This is a genomic window from Streptomyces sp. NPDC057565, assembly GCF_042801455.1.
GTDB classification, from domain to species: domain Bacteria; phylum Actinomycetota; class Actinomycetes; order Streptomycetales; family Streptomycetaceae; genus Streptomyces; species Streptomyces yanii.
In genome coordinates this window covers 461,582-479,229 of sequence record NZ_JBHVFU010000004.1, presented here as the reverse complement: position 1 = coordinate 479,229, position 17,648 = coordinate 461,582, and the positions used below count along the sequence as shown (strand labels likewise).

Genomic DNA, 17,648 nt, shown 5'->3' with positions numbered 1-17,648 from the left:
GGGAGCCGTCATGGCACCGCGTATCCTGCTCGCCCGGCACGGCCAGACGGAATGGTCCGTCAAGGGCAATCACACCGGCAGGACGGACATCCCGCTGCTCGACGCGGGCCGCGAGGGCGCCAAGCTGCTGGGCGAGCGGCTGCACCGGAAACCGTGGGCGGACCTGCCGGGCCTCGAGGTCCGGACCAGCCCGCTCGTCCGCGCCAGGGAGACCTGCGACATAGCCGGCTTCGCGGACCGCGCCCAGCCGTGGGACGCGCTCATGGAGTGGGACTACGGGGCGTACGAAGGCATGACCCCGGCCGAGATCCAGGCGATCCGGCCGGGCTGGTTCATCTGGCGCGACGGGGTGCCGGAGGGCGAGACCCTCTCCGAACTGTCCGCCCGCGCGGACGAGATCGTGGCCTGGGCGCGCTCGGCCGACCGCGACGTGCTGGTCTTCGCGCACGGTCACATCCTGCGGGCGCTGGGGGCGCGGTGGCTGGGCGAGGACGTGTCGTTCGCGTCCCGCATCCGGCTGGACCCGACGTCGCTGTCGGTCCTGGGGTGGGCGTACGGGGCGCCGGCGCTGGAACGCTGGAACGACACGGGCCACCTGGACCGGTAGGTCCCGCTGTTTCCCCAAGGCGCGGTGGGCGCTTCGCGGAGGGCGGCGCCGGGGAAGGGGCCTGCCCGGCGTCCGAGGACCCAGCCGTCGGACCGGTCGGGGTGCCCCGGCCCCGCCGGGTGCTCCTACACCCCCATCTGCACGCCCATCTCTGCACACCGCTCCAGAAGCCCCGCCACCTCCGGTGACCCGCGCTGTGCCCGCAACACCCGCACCGCCCCCGCCAACATCGCCCGGATCCGGGACGACTGCACCCGGTCGAGCAGGTCCAGCACCTGGTGCCCCGTCGCGGCCGCCTCCGCCGCGGCCCCGGCATGCGCCAGGTCCGTCGTCAGCTCGGCCCGGTACAGCGCCAGGTTCCGGGTGAAGTGCGGATCCTGCAGCTGTGTGGCCCGTCGCGCATGACGCGCAGCCCGCGGCCAGTCACCCAGCGCCGACCAGCACTGTGCCTCCAGCATCTCCAGCTCCGCTTCCCGGAAGAACGTCATCCACTCCGGGTCGGCATCGCGCGTCCCCCGCCCGAAGGCCTCGTGCGCCCGCCCCAGCGCCCGCTCGCAGCCGCTGCGATCACCGAGCCCCGCCCGGCCCCCCGCCTCCCGCAGCGCGAGCAGCGCCAGCAGTCGGGGTGAGCCCAGCGGCGTCGCCGCCTGCTGCCCGGCCTCCGCCGCCCGTACCGACTCCCGCGGCCGCCCCGCGTCCCTGGCCAGGAACGACGCGTTGCAGAACGCATGCGCCTCCAGCGCCGCGTCACCGGCCAGCCGTGCCGTCGCCAGCGCCTCCGCGTAGTGCGAGCGGGCGTCCTCGAAACGCCCTGAGTCATGGGCCAGCCACCCCACCGAGATGGCCAGCTCACCCGCCCCGGCATGCAGTCGGTCGGACGTGGAGCGGCGGGTGGTCGTCCCCTCGTCCAGCAGCGCGTACGCCGCCCTCAGCGGCTGCGCGGCCCGCCGGTAGAGGCCGTCGCCGCCGTGCCGGTCGTCCAGCAGCCTGATCTGCCGAACCGCCTTCTCGACGGCGGTCACCTCGGCCTCGCCGACCCGTCGCTGTGTGGGGCGCTGTGCGGGTACGGCAGCGGCGGCGGCGCCGGTGGCGCCGAGGCCGAAGCCCAGGGTTGCGGCCGCCATCGCGGTGGTGCCGCTGGTCATGAATACGCGACGCAGCACGTCGCTCTCCTCGTCGCTGTCGCTCTGGAGCGTGGGGGGCAGTGGGGTGTCGGGGATCTCGGCGGTGGCGCGCGCTCCTCGGCCGCGTACGGTCTCGCGTGACGAGAAGCCCAGGTCCGCCAGGGTCGTCCCGGGGAACATGTGCAGGAAGACTCGTTCGTACGCGTAGTTGGGGCAGCGGATCTCGCCGGACTCCACGCGTCCGATGTACCGGGCGTCGCACGCGACCTGCTCGCCGATCTCGCGGGCGGATCTGCGCACCGCGGCAGCGAACTCCCCGGCGGAGCGCGGTCCGCGCAGCCGCCGGAAGGCGAGGTTGGGAACTGCCCCTGTCGACACCATGGCTGGGCCCTCTCTGGTGCAAGCCGGGCCTGTTTCCGGTGTCCCGGCGGAGCAAGAAGGTACCTGCTGTGACGGACCGCACACGCAGTGTTTGCCTACAAAGCGGATATCTCGCCCGCGATCCGCCATGAACTGCCACCCTTTGCGGCGGCGTGGCACCGTAGCCCTTGACGTAGTCGACGCGTTGGTTCAGGTGGAGACGGAGTCCTGCTCCGCCCGGCGATGAGAGGAGAGGTCCCTTGTTGCATCTCGGCACGGAGACCGGCTCGCGAACGACTGCGACGACGACCACGACGACGACCGGTTCCGGGGCTGCGGAGCGCGAACCCGCCACCCCCGAAGCCGCCACACCCCGGCCCCCGGCCTCCGAGCCCGCCGTGGCGGAGCCCCCGCCGCTCACCGCCCCCGGGCCCTGCGAGCTGGTGACCGTCCCTGCCCGCCAAGGCCTCGAGGCCGTCGACATCCTGCGCCGCGGCGCCGATCAGGAGGCCGTCGGCCCGGTCCTGCACGACGGCACCTGCGACACCCTCGGCTTCCTGGTGCCGCCGGGCACGGCCGAGGTCTGGGACGTACCCGGCAGTGCCTGTACGCAGACGAACGGCCGCGGACTCCGCATTCCTGCCGAGCCGCCGGTCTCCGGCAGCGGCTGGCTGCTGCCGCCCGCCGACGACGCCCCGGTCACCGACCCTGCCGCGCTGCGGGCCGCCCTCGACCAGGCGGCCCGGCTGATCGAGGCGGCCGACAACTGCCGCTGAGCTCATAATGGCCGGGGGCGTGTTCCCCCTCGGTGCCGGTCCGGCACCGGGCCGGAGCGATGAGCAGCGAGCAGGGGAAACAGCAGTGGCACGTCGAGGAGCATCCAGCGGTGGCGCGAACGCCCGGAAGCGTTCCGACCGCAGGCCGGAGACCCTCGCCGAGGCGGTCGACGGCGGTCTCGCCGAGCTGATACCCGACCGGGAGCGCCCCCGTGCCTGGACGCTGAACCTCGACGGCGCCCCTCAGTCCCATGTCGACCTCGACGACCCCTCGCACCTCTCCTTCTCCTACCAGCGCCGGATCGGCCACATCGCGGATCTCGTCGCCCCCGCGGGGCAGCCCCTGCACGTCGTGCACCTGGGCGGCGGCGCCTTCACCCTCGCCCGCTACATCGCCGCGACCCGCCCCCGCTCCACCCAGCAGATCGTCGAGCTGGACGCGGCGCTCGTCCAACTGGTCCGCCGGGAGCTGCCCCTGGACCCGCAGGCCCGGATCCGGGTCCGCTCCACGGACGCCCGCGCCGGGCTCGGGAAGATCCCGGACGACTGGGCGGACCTCGTCATCGCCGACGCGTTCAGCGGATCCCGCACCCCCGCCCACCTCAACAGCACCGAGTTCCTCACCGACGTACGCCGGGTGCTGAAGCCCACCGGGCAGTACGTGGCCAATCTCACCGACGGCCCGCCGCTGGCCCATCTCCGCGGCCAGATCGCCACCGCCGCCGCCGTCTTCCCCGAGCTGGCCCTCGCCGCCGACCCGGCGGTGCTGCGCGGCCGCCGCTTCGGCAACGCCGTGCTGCTCGCCTCCGGGCTGCCGCTCAAGGTCGCCGAACTGACCCGCAGGGTCGCCACCGATCCGCACCCGGGACGCGTCGAACACGGCCGGGATCTCGCCGACTTCACCGGCGGCGCGGCTGCGGTGCGCGATGCGGACGCCCGGCCGTCCCCGGCGCCGCCGTCCTCCGTGTTCCAGTGACTGCGCGTCGCACCGGCGCCGCGCTCAGCCGATCAGACGATGTCGACCGCCGGCGGATGATCGTTCCACGTGCAGAAGACCGACACCGTCGTGCCGTCGTCGGTGCTGAAGTTCACCCGGATCCAGGTCGTGTTCTTCCAGACCTGGATCGACCAGCCCGGATCCGGTGTCGCCGACACCAGCTTGGCCGAGGCGGCGCCCAGCTCGAAGACGACCCGGCCGCCGTCCGTCCCGTAACTCCGCACTGTGCCGGACGGCTTGGTCGGCTGCGGGGGAGCAGGAGTGCGGGACGGCCGCGGCGACGGGGTTGCGGACGGTTTCGGAGTTGCCCGAGGAGTGCTGCGCGGCGTCGGTGAGGGCGACGGAGCCGGGCGTCGTGTCGAGGACGCCGGCGCCGCCGCGCCGCGCCCGTCGTCGCGTGCGCTCGCGGAGATCGGCACCGCACGCGGCGGGTCGTACGCCGTCCCCGCCATGACCGTGTGCACACCCCACCACGACAACGTGACCGCCGCCGCGGTGGCGAGCAACCACGCCAGCGCGTGTACGAGTCCTCGTCGCATCCGGTCCATCCTGCCCCACCGCGGCCGGTGCTGTCCCGGGGAGGACCCGGAGCCGTCCCATGGCGTACGGTGCCGCCCATGCCAAGTGTGCTCGTTGTCGAGGACGACCAGTTCGTGCGTTCGGCCCTCATCCGGCACCTGACCGAGGCCTCCCATACGGTACGGAGCGTCGGCACCGCGCTCGAAGCGCTGCGCGAGGTCGCCCACTTCCGCTTCGACGTGGTCATCCTCGACCTCGGCCTGCCCGATCTCGACGGCGCCGAGGCGCTCAAGATGCTCCGGGGCATCACCGACGTACCCGTGATCATCGCGACCGCGCGGGACGACGAGAGTGAGATCGTCCGGCTGCTCAACGACGGGGCCGACGACTACCTGACCAAACCCTTCTCGGTGGAACACCTCTCGGCACGGATGGCCGCCGTGCTGCGCCGTTCGCGCGCCGGGGGCGAGGCACCTTCGCCGCGCGTCATCCGGGTCGGCGGTCTGTCCATCGATCCGCTGCGCCGTCAGGCCGAGCTGGACGGCACGGCACTCGACCTCACCCGCCGCGAGTTCGATCTGCTGACCTTTCTCGCCGGGCGTCCCGGAGTCGTCGTCCCGCGCAAGGAACTCCTGGCCGAGGTCTGGCAGCAGTCGTACGGCGACGACCAGACCATCGACGTCCATCTGTCCTGGCTGCGGCGGAAGCTGGGCGAGACGGCGGCCCGGCCGCGCTACCTGCACACCCTGCGCGGCGTCGGTGTGAAGCTCCAGCCGCCCGCGGCGCCGCCCGCATGAGATGGGCCCTGGTCAAGGTCTGTCTGGCCGTCACCTCGATGGTCGTCGTCGCCTTCGCCGTGCCGCTGGGTCTCGTCATCAAGGAGATGGCCCGCGACCGCGCCTTCTCCGACGCCGAGCGGCAGGCCGCAACGATCGGTCCGACGCTCTCCATCACCACCGACCGCGACGAACTGGAGACGGCCGTCCTCACCACCGAGCCCGGCAGCGTGGGCCGGATGGCCGTCCACATCCCCGCCGCCGCGGAACCCGGCAGTCGGCCGGTGGAGATCGGAGCCCGGCGTGCCACACGCAAGGACCTGGAGACCGTACGGAAGTCGGGGCGCGCCTCGATCACCGAGGTGCCCGGCGGCTCCGCGCTGCTCCAGCCGACCGCGCTGGGCTCCGGGGACATCGCCGTGGTCGAAGTGTTCGTGCCCGAGGGCGAGGAGTCCAACGGGGTCGCCACCGCATGGCTGATGCTGGCCGGCGTCGGTGCCGCCCTGATCGTCGGTTCCGTCGCGGTCGCCGACCGGCTCGGTGTACGGATGGTGGAGCCCGCGCAGCGGCTCGCGGGCGCCGCCCATGACCTGGGGGAGGGCCGACTGGGGACCAGGGTCCCGGAGGAGGGGCCGACCGAACTGCGGTCCGCCGCCGTCGCGTTCAACTCGATGGCCGATCAGGTCGTCCAGCTCCTCGCCAACGAACGGGAGCTCGCCGCAGACCTCTCGCACCGGCTGCGCACCCCGCTCACCGTCCTGCGCCTCAACGCCGCCTCGCTCGGCGAGGGGCCGGCCGCCGAACAGACCCGGGCCGCGGTCGAGCAGCTGGAGCACGAGGTCGACACGATCATCCGCACCGCCCGCGAACAGCGCCCGCAGACGCAGGGGATGAACAGCGGGCCCGGGGCGGGCTGCGACGCCTCCGAGGTGATCCGGGAACGGATGGTCTTCTGGTCGGCGCTCGCCGAGGACGAGGGACGCAAGGTGCGCCTCGCGGGCGTCGACCGTGCGGTACGGATCCCGGTTGCCCGGCCCGAACTGGTCGCCGCCCTCGACGCGTTGCTCGGCAACGTCTTCCGGCACACCCCCGAGGGCACCGCCTTCGCCGTCGACGTGCACCACAGCGGCGACGCGGTGATCGTGCTCGTCTCGGACGCCGGCGGCGGTATCGCCGACCCCAAGGCGGCGCTGGCGCGCGGCGGCAGCGGGCGGGGCGGCGCCCGGAGCACGGTGGGCTCGACCGGGCTCGGGCTGGACATAGTCCGCCGGGTCGCGGAGTCCACCGGCGGCGATGTGCGGATCGGGCGGTCGGTGCTCGGCGGCACGGAGATCCGCATCTGGATCTGGCGCGACGGGCGCCGGCCCGAGCAGGGAAGGCGCGGCCACCGAGTGGGCCGGCAGCGCCGCAGGCTCCGCTTCGCCGGCCGTTCTTAACCAGCGCCGATGCGCTCCTTAAGCCAGCCCTAAGAACATCAACCGGCGCCCGGAATGGATCATTTGTCGCTTCCGGTGCCGCTAGCGTGCTCCCGCACCCCACCCCACCCCCCGTACGACAGAGGCAGGCACGCGATGGGCACCAGTACGCACCGGCGCACAGCGAGCACCAGGACCAAGGCGATCGGCGCCGTCGTCGCCGCGGCAGTGATCGGCGGCACCGTCTTCGCCCTCACGGGCACGGCACAGGCCGCCTCGGTCGGTGCCGCGTACACCAGGACCAGCGGCTGGACGGGCGGCTACACCGGGCAGTACGTCGTCACCAACGACACAGGCACCACGCAGTCGGACTGGACGCTCGAATTCGACCTGCCCGCAGGCACGAGGGTCAGCTCCCTCTGGAACGGCGAACACACGGTCAACGGCAGCCATGTCACTGTGAGGCCCGCGAGCTGGAACAAGGAGCTGGCGCCCGGCACGTCGGTCACCGTCGGCTTCGTCACCACCTCGGACGGCACGGCCGCGGACCCGACGGGGTGCCTGATCAACAACGCCACGTGCTCGGTCGACACGGGCGCGACGCCGGAGCCGAGCGGCCGCCCGACGGAGACCGCGACGCCGACGCCGACGGCCGCCCCGACGGCGTCGCCTTCGCCGACCGCGACGGCCACCTCGACCCCCACACCGACGCCCACCGCGACCGAGGGCGGCGGCGGCACGGCGAGCGGCGCCGGCTTCGCCCCGTACGTCGACACGTCGCTCTACCCCGCGTACGACCTGGTCGGCACCGCCACCAGCACCGGGGTGAAGGAGTTCAACCTCGCCTTCATCACCTCCGGCGGCAGCTGTGTCCCGCTCTGGGGCGGTGTCACCGCCCTCGGCGACGACCACGTCGCCTCCCAGATCGGCGCGCTGCGCGCCAAGGGTGGTGACGTCCGGGTCTCCTTCGGCGGCGCGGCCGGTTCCGAACTGGCGCTCGGCTGTACCTCCACCACCGAACTCGCCGCGGCGTACGGCAAGGTCGTCGACACGTACAGGCTGACCAAGGTCGACTTCGACATCGAGGGCGGCGCGCTCCCCGACGCGGCGGCCAACTCCCGCCGCGCGCAGGCGATCGCGCAGCTCCAGAAGTCGCACCCGGGCCTCGACGTGTCCTTCACCCTGCCGGTGATGCCCGAGGGTCTCACCCAGCCGGGCGTGGACCTGATCGCCGACGCGAAGAAGAACGGCGTCGAGGTCGGAGCGGTCAACATCATGGCGATGGACTACGGCGCCTCGTACAGCGGCGACATGGGCGCGTACGCGATCCAGGCGGCCACCGCCACGCAGGCCCAGATCAAGGGCGTGCTCGGGCTGTCGGACACGGCGGCATGGAAGGCGGTCGCCGTGACGCCGATGATCGGCGTGAACGACGTCAGTACCGAGATCTTCAAGGTCGAGGACGCCGCACAGCTGGTGCAGTTCGGCCGGCAGAAGGGGCTGGGCCGGCTGGCGATGTGGTCGGGCACGCGGGACAAGGAGTGCGCGGGCGGCGCGAAGCCGTACGCGGACGCGTCGTGCAGCTCGATCGTGCAGGAGCCGCTGGCCTTCACGAAGGCGTTCGGCGCCTACAAGTAGCCCTTCCCGCACCCGAGACCGCCACCCCCCCGCGCGCATCCCGGCCGGCCCCACACACCCCCACACCCGGCCGGGGTGCGCCCCCTCATGGCCACCACGACGGAGGTCCCCCGCAGTGCCGGGCCCCTCGGTGCATCAGCCGCGAACGGCGCAGCGCACCGGCGGCGGGGGACGTGCCCCGCACGCCGGCCAGGCTGCGCGAGGTCTGAGTCCGCATCTGCCCCTGCACATGCCGCCGGACGATGTCCCGGGGTGTCGGCTTCGGGGAAAGAACGCGCAGGGGCCCTGGAGGTGCCTCTGGGGGCCGCGCCCCGTTCACCTTCCGGCGTGCCCTTCGGCGCGAACGGGGTGGGGCGAGAAGTGTTTCCCGGAGCCGGGCCGCCGGGGGCGCGCTTGCGGGGTCCGATCCTGTGATCGTTTGGCAACAAGCCTTTGACCTGCTGGAATTCTAGAGCTTGTCAGTCCGGAGATTGCGTTCACCCGCTTTGGCAAGCCTTCGGCGGGACACGGTCTCGTGACTTGCAGGACACACTCGGGCAACGGAAGCGTCTTCAACTCTTGACACCCACCCCTCCAAGGCAGCAACCTTCCGACATCGACGCATGGGAGCGCTCCCACATCGTGCGAGGCCTTCTCGTGCGAACGGCACTGCCCGTGTTCTCCCCCCTTGCACCACCCGGCACTCGCCCTCACCAGCGCGTATGCCGCGCAGTCAGAACGCCAGTCCCACCCTGGAACAAGGAGTAGTGGAATGCGTATCACCCGCACCGTCGCCGGTCGAAGCCGCAGAGCCGCGGTTCTGGCCACCACGGGCCTGACAGCCACGGCCCTGTTGCTGACCGGCTGCAGCGATTCCGATTCGTCGGACGACACGGGCTCCGATGCGAACGGGCAGATCACGCTGACCGTCGCCGACTTCGGGCAGTTCGGCTACAAGGAAGCCGGTCTCTTCGCGAAGTACCACGAGCTGCACCCGAACATCACGGTCAAGGAAAACGCCACGGCCGACGAGAAGGTCTACTACCCCAAGTTCCTTCAGCAGCTCAACACGGGCAGTGGCCTGGCCGACGTGCAGGGCATCGAGGTCGGCCGCGTCAAGGAGCTCGTCGACACCAAGGCGGACGCCTTCGCCGACCTGTCCACGGTCATCGACGCCGACCAGTGGGTCGGCTGGAAGGCACTTCAGGCCACCACCGACGAGGGCAAGGTCATCGGTGCCGGCACCGACATCGGCCCGATGTCGCTCTGCTACCGCCGCGACCTGTTCGAGCAGGCAGGCCTGCCGACGGACCGCGCCGAGGTTGCCAAGAAGGTCGCCGGCGGGTGGGAGGACTACCTCAAGCTCGGTGAGGAGTACAACAAGAAGGCTCCCAAGGGCACCTTCTTCATGGACTCCGCCAGCGCCATGTACAACGGTGTGGTCAGCTCGAACGAGGAGCAGTACTACTCCAAGGACGGCAAGGCGATCTACAAGGAGAGCGCCGGCGTCAAGAAGGGCTGGGACCTGGCCACCGAGGCGGTCGACAAGAAGCTGACCCAGGGCCTGGCCCAGTTCACCCCGCCGTGGCAGGCGGCCCTGCGCAAGGGCAGTATCGCCAGCATGGCCTGCCCCGCATGGATGGCCGCCCAGATCTCCACGTACTCCGGTGACGCGTTCAAGGGCAAGTGGGACATCGCCCGCACCCCGGGGACGACCGCGGCCAACTGGGGCGGCTCGTTCCTGTCCGTGCCCGCGAAGGGCAAGCACGTCAAGGAGGCCGGTGAGCTCGTCAAGTGGCTGACCGCGCCGGAGCAGCAGGCCGCCGTGTTCAAGGCGGCCGGTCTCTTCCCGTCCAACAAGGGCGCCTACGACCTGGCCGACGTGAAGAGCGCCAAGCTGGAGTACTTCAACAACGCCCCGATCGGTGAGATCTACGCCGAAGAGGCGACCTCCATCCCCGCCGCCGTGCTCGGCCCGAAGGACGGCATCATCAAGGACTCCATCTCCACCCAGATCAACAACATGGAGCAGCGGGGCACCGACCCGGACAAGGCCTGGGACGCCGCCACCAAGGCGATCGACAAGGTGATCGGCTGATCCTCGCCGGTGCGGGCGGCCGGGACGCCATCCACGCGTCCCGGCCCGCCCGCACCGGTGCCGGCTCCCGAACCGGCACCGTGCACGGCTTCCGACACCTCCGCCGGACCTGACCAGAGGTCCGGCCTGCCCCTGCGGTGTCGGCACACCCCAGGGAAGGACTCCCACCTGTGGCAACCACGACCCCCACCCGGGGCGCACACGGCTCCCGGCCCGGCCGGCGCGCTCCGAAGCCCATGACTTCCGGCCGCCAGGCATGGCGCAGTCGGCTGTGGCGCTTCGACGACAAGGTATCGCCGTACGCCTACATCGCGCCCTTCTTCCTTGTCTTCGGCGCCTTCGGGCTCTACCCGCTCCTGTACACCGGCTGGATCGCCCTGCACCGGGTGGAGATGACCGGTCTCGACCAGATGGAGTGGGTCGGCTGGGAGAACTTCAGTACCATCCTGCAGGACTCCGAGTTCTGGACCGCGGTCACCAACACCTTCGTCATCGGCGTCATTTCGACCGTCCCGCAGCTGATGGTCGCGCTCGGCCTGGCCCACCTGCTGAACTACAGGCTCCGCGCCAGCACCTTCTGGCGCACCGTGATCCTCACCCCGTACGCCACCTCGGTGGCCTCCGCGGCGCTGGTCTTCGCCCTGGTGTTCCGGGCCGACGGTGGTCTGCTGAACTGGGTCCTCGGCTTCTTCGGCGCCGGCGAGACGAACTGGGTCAACGGCCACTGGACGTCCAACATCGCCATCGCCGTCATCGTGATCTGGCGCTGGACCGGCTACAACACCTTGATCTACCTGGCCGCGATGCAGGCCGTCCCAGCCGACCTGTACGAGGCCGCCTCGCTCGACGGAGCCTCGCGCTGGCAGCAGTTCCGCAACGTGACCATTCCCGCGCTGCGGCCGACGATCCTCTTCACGATCGTCATCTCGACCATCGGCTCCATGCAGCTGTTCGGTGAACCCCTTCTGCTCGAGGGCGGCGCCAACGGAGCGCAGGGTGGCACCGAGAACCAGTACGAGACGCTCAGCATCTACCTCTACAACTACGGCTGGAATCTCGGGCACCTCGGTCCGGCCGCCGCAGTCGCCTGGGCCATGCTCGTCCTGCTGCTGCTCATTGCCGCGATCAACTGGCTCATCGGGCGCTTCATGCGCAAGAACGCGGCCTGACGGGAGCGATATCCATGACCACAACCAGCCCGATCACCGCTCCGGACCGCCGCATCTCCGAGGCCGCCGCCCGCAGCGAACCCCCACGCCCCCGCCGGTTCAAGCCCGGCGCAGGCCGCCAGCACCACGCCGGCCCCTTCGCCTACTTCGCCCTGGTCGTCGTCGGCCTCGGCTCGCTGTTCCCGCTGTACTGGACGCTCGTCACCGCGTCCCGCACCCAGGACGAGGTGTTGGACACGTCGCCGCCGCTGCTGCCGGGCGGCAACCTGTTCAACAACCTCGAGGCAGCCTGGGAACAGGCCCACCTCGGCACGGCCATTCTCAACACGCTCATCGTGTCCAGCTGCATCACCGTCGCGACCCTGTTCTTCTGCACCCTGGCCGGTTACGCCTTCGCCAAGATGCGCTTCAAGGGACGCGGGGTACTGATGACGATGGTCGTCGCCACCCTGACGATTCCGCCGCAGCTCAGCGTCGTTCCGCTGTTCATGATGATGTCCGACATCGGCTGGGGCGGTCAGCTGGAGTCGGTGATCTTCCCGACCCTGGTGAGTGCCTTCGGCGTGTTCTTCATGCGGCAGTACCTGCTCGAGGCGCTGCCGTACGAGCTCATCGAGGCGGGCAGGATGGACGGTGCGAACAACCTCCGCGTCGTGTGGAGCATCGTGCTCCCGGTGGCCCGCCCGGCGATGATGGTGCTCGGCATGCTCACCTTCGTCCAGGCGTGGAACGACTTCTTCTGGCCCTACCTCGCGCTGAACCAGGAGAACCCCACGCTCCAAGTGGCCCTCGGCCAGCTGAGCGCCTCCTACGTCCCCGACCAGAGCATCGTGATGGCCGGCGCGCTGATCAGCACGCTGCCGTTGCTCGTGGTGTTCGTGATCTTCGGCAAGCAGATTGTCGGGGGGATCATGTCCGGCGCCGTCAAGGGCTGACGTGGCGTCAACAGCCCCTTCCCGGACGTCCGGTACGGCCTGCGCCTGACCGCAGGCCGTACGGACCCCGGAGTTCCACCCTTTCCCTGACTTCGTTCGTCCACCCCTGGGAGCGCTCCCGCATGACCGCCGTACGACCCGACATCGCCCCGCAGCGGGCACCCGAGGCAACGAACTTCCCGACCGGTTTCGTCTGGGGGGCGGCCACTGCCGCCTACCAGATCGAGGGGGCCGCCGCCGAGGACGGCCGAACCCCTTCCATCTGGGACACCTTCAGCCGCACACCGGGCAAGGTCCGCAACGGTGACACCGGCGACATCGCCGCCGACCACTACCACCGCTACCGCGACGACGTGCAGCTGATGAAGCAACTGGGCCTGAAGGCCTACCGCTTCTCCATCTCCTGGTCCCGGGTGCAGCCCACCGGGCGGGGGCCCGCCGTCGAACGCGGTCTGGACTTCTACCGCAGGCTCGTCGACGAGCTGCTCGAGGCCGGCATCACCCCCGTCGCCACGCTGTACCACTGGGATCTTCCCCAGGAGTTGGAGGATGCGGGCGGCTGGCCGCAGCGCGTCACCACCGATCGGTTCGCCGACTACACGGCGATCATGGCCGGCGCCCTCGGCGACCGCGTCGGCATGTGGACCACGTTCAACGAGCCGTGGTGCTCGGCCTTCCTCGGATACGGCTCCGGTGTGCACGCTCCCGGCCGCACCGAGGCCGCGTCCGCACTGCGGGCGGCCCACCACCTCAACCTCGCCCATGGCCGGGCGACCGAGGTTCTGCGCGGTCAACTCCCCGCTAGCGCGCAGACCTCGGTCACCCTCAATCTCCACCAGGTCCGCCCGTTGACCGACAGTGCGGCCGACGTGGACGCCGCCCGCCGGATCGACGCGGTGGGCAACCGGGTGTTCACCGGACCGATGCTGCGCGGTGAGTACCCCGAGGACCTGATCGCCGACACCTCGCACATCGTCGACTGGTCGCAGCTGGTCCACGACGGCGACCTGGCCGCGATCTCCCGTCCGGTCGACGTCCTGGGCATCAACTACTACACGCCCACGCTGGTTTCCACGCCCGCCGAGGGCGTCGGCGACTCGCGCAACGACGGCCACGGCGTCAGCGACTACTCCCCGTGGCCCGGCTCCGAGCACGTCGCCTTCCACCTCGCCGAGGGGAAGGAGCGCACCGCGATGAACTGGGCGATCGACCCCAACGGCCTGTACAACCTGCTGATGGACGTCACCCGTGACCACCCCGGGCTGCCGCTGATGGTCACCGAGAACGGCGCGGCCTTCGACGACTACGTCTCGCCCGAGGGGCGGGTCGAGGACCCCGAGCGGATCGAGTACCTGCACGGCCACCTCGACGCCGTGCAGCGAGCCATCGCCGACGGTGCGGACGTCCGCGGCTACTTCCTGTGGTCGCTGATGGACAACTTCGAGTGGGGGTACGGGTACTCCAAGCGCTTCGGCGCGGTGTACGTGGACTACGCGTCCCAGCGCCGCATCCCCAAGGCGAGCGCCCACTGGTACGCCGATGTGATCCGCCGCCACGCGCTTCCCCCGACCGACGCCTCCTGACCCCCGCTGACCTCTGGGACCCGGCCCTGTGCCGGGTCCCAGCCGTTTCCGCCGGGCAGTTGAGTCCTCCCCGCCCCCCGGACGCTGCGAGAACCTTGACCACGCGCGTAGAGTGGGAGCGCTCCCAAAGGGAAGCTGCGGTGCGGGCGGTCGGCCCGGTGGAGTGTCAAGGGATCCCACATCGGGACTTGGTTTGGTTATCCGACTGTGAGAAATTGACCGCGAACGGGAGGCGGCCATGACGGTAGCGCGAGTACGGAGCGGTGGGCGGCCCACGCTCGAAGAAGTCGCGGCACGGGCGGGGGTGGGGCGCGGTACCGCCTCGCGGGTCATCAACGGTTCACCACGGGTCAGCGCGCACACGCGTGAGGCGGTGGAGGCGGCGGTCGCCGAGCTGGGTTATGTGCCCAATCGCGCGGCCCGCGCCCTGGCCGGGAACCGCACGGACGCCATCGCCCTCGTCGTGCCCGAGTCGGAGAGCCGCTTCTTCGCCGAGCCGTACTTCTCCGACATCGTGCGGGGCGTCGGGGCCGCCCTCGCCGAGACCGACATGCAGCTGCTGCTCACCCTGGCGGGCAACGACCGCGAGCGTCGGCGGCTGGCCCAGTACCTGACCGCGCACCGCGTCGACGGTGTGCTGCTGGTCTCCGTGCACGCCGACGACCCCCTGCCCGACCTGCTGGAGCAGCTCGGGATGCCGGCCGTGATGAGCGGCCGCAGATCCGCCTCCGAACCGCTCGCCGCGGTCGACTCGGACAACTTCGAGGGCGCCCGCAGCGCCGTCGACCATCTGATCTCCCGGGGCCGCCGGTCCATCGCCACGATCACCGGGCACCTCGATGTGTACGGTGCCCAGCGGCGCCTCGACGGCTACCGCAAGGCGGTCGCCTCCGCCGGTCTCGACCCGGACGAGCGGCTGATCGCCCCCGCCGACTTCACCGAGGAGGGCGGCGCCCGCGCCATGCGCGACCTCCTGGCCCGCCGGCCCGATGTCGACGCGGTCTTCGCGGCCTCCGACGTGATGGCCGCGGGCGCCCGTCAGGTGCTCCGTGAGGCGGGTCGGCGCATCCCGGACGATGTGGCGCTCGTCGGCTTCGACGACTCGGCCGTGGCCCGCCACATGGACCCCGCGCTCACCAGCGTGCGTCAGCCGATCGAGGAGATGGGCCGGGAGATGACCCGGGTGCTGCTCCAGGAGATCGCGGGGGAGGACCTGGAACGCCCGCAGATCGTGCTTCCCACCGAGCTGATCGTCCGCGACTCGTCGTGACGCCCGCCGCCGGGCCGACAGCGGTGTGACGACCGTCACTCGGCCCCCTGGTGAGAGGGCATCACATGGAGAAGGGCCCCGGTCCGAAGACCGGGGCCCTTCCCTTCAGGGTGAGTAACGGGACTCGAACCCGCGACATCCTGGACCACAACCAGGTGCTCTACCATCTGAGCTATACCCACCGTGTCCGGTCTTTTCTGACCGGCCGAGAAAAAGTGTACAGGGTCCGAGAGGGTGCTCGCGCCCCCGTTGTTCAGCCGCTGATCCCGGACCTTGGAACGCCCGTGACCAGCGGCTTCCCGAGGTCCTACGACGGGGGTGCCGTCAGGCGTGTCGCGATGGCCTTGGCCTGGTCCGAATCCGGCCCGGGCTGCGGTACGAAGATCGCCTCCCGGTAGTACCGCAGCTCCGTGATGGAGTCACGGATGTCCGCGAGTGCCCGGTGGTTGCCGTTCTTCTCCGGACTGTTGAAGTACGCCCTCGGGTACCAGCGGCGGGCCAGCTCCTTGACCGAGGACACATCGACGATCCGGTAGTGCAGGTAGCCCTCCAGGGCCGCCATGTCCCGGGCCAGGAATCCCCGGTCGGTACCGACCGAGTTCCCGCAGAGCGGCGCCTTGCCCGGCTCCTTCACGTGCTCGCGCACATAGGCCAGCAACTGGGCCTCGGCGTCGACGAGCGTGGTGCCGTCGGCCAGCTCGTCGAGGAGGCCCGAGGCGGTGTGCATCTGCCGCACCACCTCGGGCATCGTCTCCAGGGCCCTGTCCGGCGGGCGGATCACGATGTCCACCCCTTCGCCGAGCACGTTCAACTCCGAGTCGGTGACCAGTGCGGCCACCTCGATGAGTGCGTCTTCCGTCAACGAGAGCCCGGTCATCTCGCAGTCGATCCACACCATGCGATCGTTCATGCGTCCCACCCTACGGGGCGCTGCGCTGCCCCGGCAGGGTCGGGCGCCCGGTGGCGTATGCGTCGGAGCCCGGCTTCCCGTGCTCCGGCTGCCCCGCCCCGGCCGCCGTGGAGGGTGCGGCCGGAGGGCCCGACGGGGTCGCCGTCAGGCCGGCCCTCCGGCTCGCGGTCGTGCCCTGTGCGGGCACGACCGTCTCGATCGCCGTCACCACCGGCTCCATGGGTCCGCCCTGCGGACGGCGGGCCCGGTACGCGGCCCGGTACGCGGCGGGGGAGGAGCCCAGCTGGCGCCGGAAGTGTCCGCGCAACGCGACCGGCGAGCGGAAGCCGCAGCGGCCCGCGACCTCGTCGACCGAGTAGTCGGACGTCTCCAGGAGCCGCTGCGCCTGCAGCACGCGCTGGGTGATCAGCCACTGGAGCGGTGCGCTGCCGGTCAGCGAACGGAACCTCCGGTCGAAGGTCCGCCTGCTCATGTAGGCGCGCGCGGCGAGCGTCTCCACGTCGAACTGCTCGTGGAGGTGCTCCAGTGCCCAGGCCACGACCTCGGCGAGCGGGTCGGAGCCGATCTCCTCAGGTAAAGACCTGTCGAGGTAGCGCTCCTGACCGCCACTGCGCCGCGGGGGCACGACGAGCCGGCGGGCGAGGGCCCCGGCGGCCTCGGTGCCGTGGTCCGTGCGGACTATGTGCAGGCAGAGATCGATCCCTGCCGCTGTCCCGGCGGAGGTGAGCACATCGCCGTCGTCGACGAACAGCTCACGCGGATCGACGGGTAGCGCTTGGCCAGCGTCGGTGCGTACATCCAGTGCGTGGTCGCGGGACGGCCGTCCAGCAGCCCCGCGGCGGCGAGCACGAACGCGCCGGTGCACAGCCCGACGATGCGGGCCCCTTCCTCATGGGCGCGGCGCAGCGCGTCCAGCGCCTCGGTGGGCGGTGGCGAGGTGATCGAACGCCAGGCGGGCACCACGACGGTGCCTGCCCTGCTGATCGCCTCCAGGCCGTACGGCGCGGTGAGTTCGAGCCCCCCGGTAGTACGCAGCGGCCCGTCCTCCCCGCCGCAGACGAGGAGTCGGTAGCGCGGAACTCCCGCGTCCTGCCGGTCGATCCCGAAGACGGAAAGCGGAATGGAGCTCTCGAAGATGGGGCCGCCGCTGAACAGCAGGACGGCGACGATTTCCCGACGTCGTCGTCCGCTCAGCTTCCGTACAGCCTCCGTTGCGGCGGCGGAGTCCTGGCTCATGACGCTAAGCCCCCCTCGGTGTTCGCGTCTTCCTGGTCCTTGCGGGCCTGTCGCTGCACGTTTCCCCTCGGTCCTGCACGAGTCCCCAGTCTTCGGCACCCAAGATCGAATCTACTGCGTCTCGTGGTGCCGTCGTGACAAGTTGACCAACCAGCACTATGTCGACATGGCCACTTGGCGGGAAGCATTCGATCACGAAGCGTTCCACCCCCGGGCCGTGCAGGGAAGTGCGCCTCCCGTTCGTGGCCCGTCCCTG

14 protein-coding genes, 1 tRNA gene and 1 pseudogene are annotated in these 17,648 nt (G+C 70.9%); 11 read left to right on the top strand and 5 right to left on the bottom strand.

Annotation, left to right across the window (positions count from 1 at the left end; translation table 11 throughout):
* The first annotated feature begins 10 nt into the window (after positions 1–10).
* Entirely contained in the window at positions 11–607 is a 597-nt protein-coding gene (locus ACFU8W_RS12125; protein ID WP_327246202.1) for a histidine phosphatase family protein, read from the top strand.
* A gap of 125 nt (positions 608–732) precedes the next feature.
* On the opposite strand, the gene ACFU8W_RS12120 is transcribed toward ACFU8W_RS12125, so the two are convergent.
* Positions 733–2,112 carry a tetratricopeptide repeat protein gene (locus ACFU8W_RS12120; RefSeq protein ID WP_384035172.1) on the bottom strand — a complete coding sequence of 460 codons (1,380 nt, stop codon included), beginning with the start codon at positions 2,110–2,112 and terminating at the stop codon, positions 733–735.
* Positions 2,113–2,351: 239 nt separating this feature from the next.
* Here ACFU8W_RS12120 and ACFU8W_RS12115 point away from each other — a divergent pair, with 239 nt between their 5' ends.
* The gene (locus ACFU8W_RS12115) at positions 2,352–2,867 is read left to right on the top strand and encodes a hypothetical protein (protein ID WP_384035169.1); all 516 of its coding nucleotides are present in this window, start codon (positions 2,352–2,354) and stop codon (positions 2,865–2,867) included.
* Between the two features lie 85 nt (positions 2,868–2,952).
* Positions 2,953–3,843, top strand: a complete 891-nt coding sequence (locus ACFU8W_RS12110) for a spermidine synthase (protein WP_384035166.1) — start codon at positions 2,953–2,955, stop codon at positions 3,841–3,843.
* Between the two features lie 32 nt (positions 3,844–3,875).
* On the opposite strand, the gene ACFU8W_RS12105 is transcribed toward ACFU8W_RS12110, so the two are convergent.
* Positions 3,876–4,403: a hypothetical protein gene (locus ACFU8W_RS12105; RefSeq protein ID WP_384035163.1), complete on the bottom strand. Its 528-nt coding sequence runs from the start codon at positions 4,401–4,403 to the stop codon at positions 3,876–3,878.
* A 78-nt stretch (positions 4,404–4,481) separates the two neighbouring features.
* Here ACFU8W_RS12105 and ACFU8W_RS12100 point away from each other — a divergent pair, with 78 nt between their 5' ends.
* From ACFU8W_RS12100 to ACFU8W_RS12065, 8 genes are all read left to right on the top strand, one after another.
* Positions 4,482–5,180: a response regulator transcription factor gene (locus ACFU8W_RS12100; RefSeq protein WP_384035160.1), complete on the top strand. Its 699-nt coding sequence runs from the start codon at positions 4,482–4,484 to the stop codon at positions 5,178–5,180.
* On the top strand, positions 5,177–6,595 hold the full coding sequence (locus ACFU8W_RS12095; protein WP_384035157.1) for a sensor histidine kinase: 1,419 nt from the start codon (positions 5,177–5,179) through the stop codon (positions 6,593–6,595). Before ACFU8W_RS12100 ends, ACFU8W_RS12095 begins: the two co-directional genes overlap by 4 nt.
* A gap of 135 nt (positions 6,596–6,730) precedes the next feature.
* Positions 6,731–8,212, top strand: a complete 1,482-nt coding sequence (locus ACFU8W_RS12090; protein ID WP_384035154.1) for a cellulose binding domain-containing protein — start codon at positions 6,731–6,733, stop codon at positions 8,210–8,212.
* Between the two features lie 751 nt (positions 8,213–8,963).
* Entirely contained in the window at positions 8,964–10,289 is a 1,326-nt protein-coding gene (locus tag ACFU8W_RS12085) for an extracellular solute-binding protein (RefSeq protein ID WP_345517966.1), read from the top strand.
* A gap of 170 nt (positions 10,290–10,459) precedes the next feature.
* Positions 10,460–11,458: a carbohydrate ABC transporter permease gene (locus tag ACFU8W_RS12080; protein WP_384035150.1), complete on the top strand. Its 999-nt coding sequence runs from the start codon at positions 10,460–10,462 to the stop codon at positions 11,456–11,458.
* Between the two features lie 14 nt (positions 11,459–11,472).
* Positions 11,473–12,393, top strand: a complete 921-nt coding sequence (locus ACFU8W_RS12075; RefSeq protein WP_384035147.1) for a carbohydrate ABC transporter permease — start codon at positions 11,473–11,475, stop codon at positions 12,391–12,393.
* Positions 12,394–12,515: 122 nt separating this feature from the next.
* Positions 12,516–13,976, top strand: a complete 1,461-nt coding sequence (locus ACFU8W_RS12070) for a GH1 family beta-glucosidase (RefSeq protein ID WP_345517970.1) — start codon at positions 12,516–12,518, stop codon at positions 13,974–13,976.
* A gap of 238 nt (positions 13,977–14,214) precedes the next feature.
* Positions 14,215–15,246, top strand: a complete 1,032-nt coding sequence (locus tag ACFU8W_RS12065; protein WP_384035144.1) for a LacI family DNA-binding transcriptional regulator — start codon at positions 14,215–14,217, stop codon at positions 15,244–15,246.
* Between the two features lie 109 nt (positions 15,247–15,355).
* Here the strand turns inward: ACFU8W_RS12065 and ACFU8W_RS12060 are convergent.
* The 3 genes and pseudogenes from ACFU8W_RS12060 to ACFU8W_RS12050 all read right to left on the bottom strand — a co-directional run bounded on the left by ACFU8W_RS12060 (position 15,356) and on the right by ACFU8W_RS12050 (position 17,392).
* Positions 15,356–15,428: transfer RNA gene (locus ACFU8W_RS12060), tRNA-His, on the bottom strand.
* Between the two features lie 125 nt (positions 15,429–15,553).
* Positions 15,554–16,156 carry an oligoribonuclease gene (gene orn, locus ACFU8W_RS12055; RefSeq protein WP_345517974.1) on the bottom strand — a complete coding sequence of 201 codons (603 nt, stop codon included), beginning with the start codon at positions 16,154–16,156 and terminating at the stop codon, positions 15,554–15,556.
* A gap of 10 nt (positions 16,157–16,166) precedes the next feature.
* Positions 16,167–17,392 (bottom strand): annotated as a pseudogene (locus ACFU8W_RS12050) (helix-turn-helix domain-containing protein).
* Positions 17,393–17,648 lie beyond the last annotated feature (256 nt).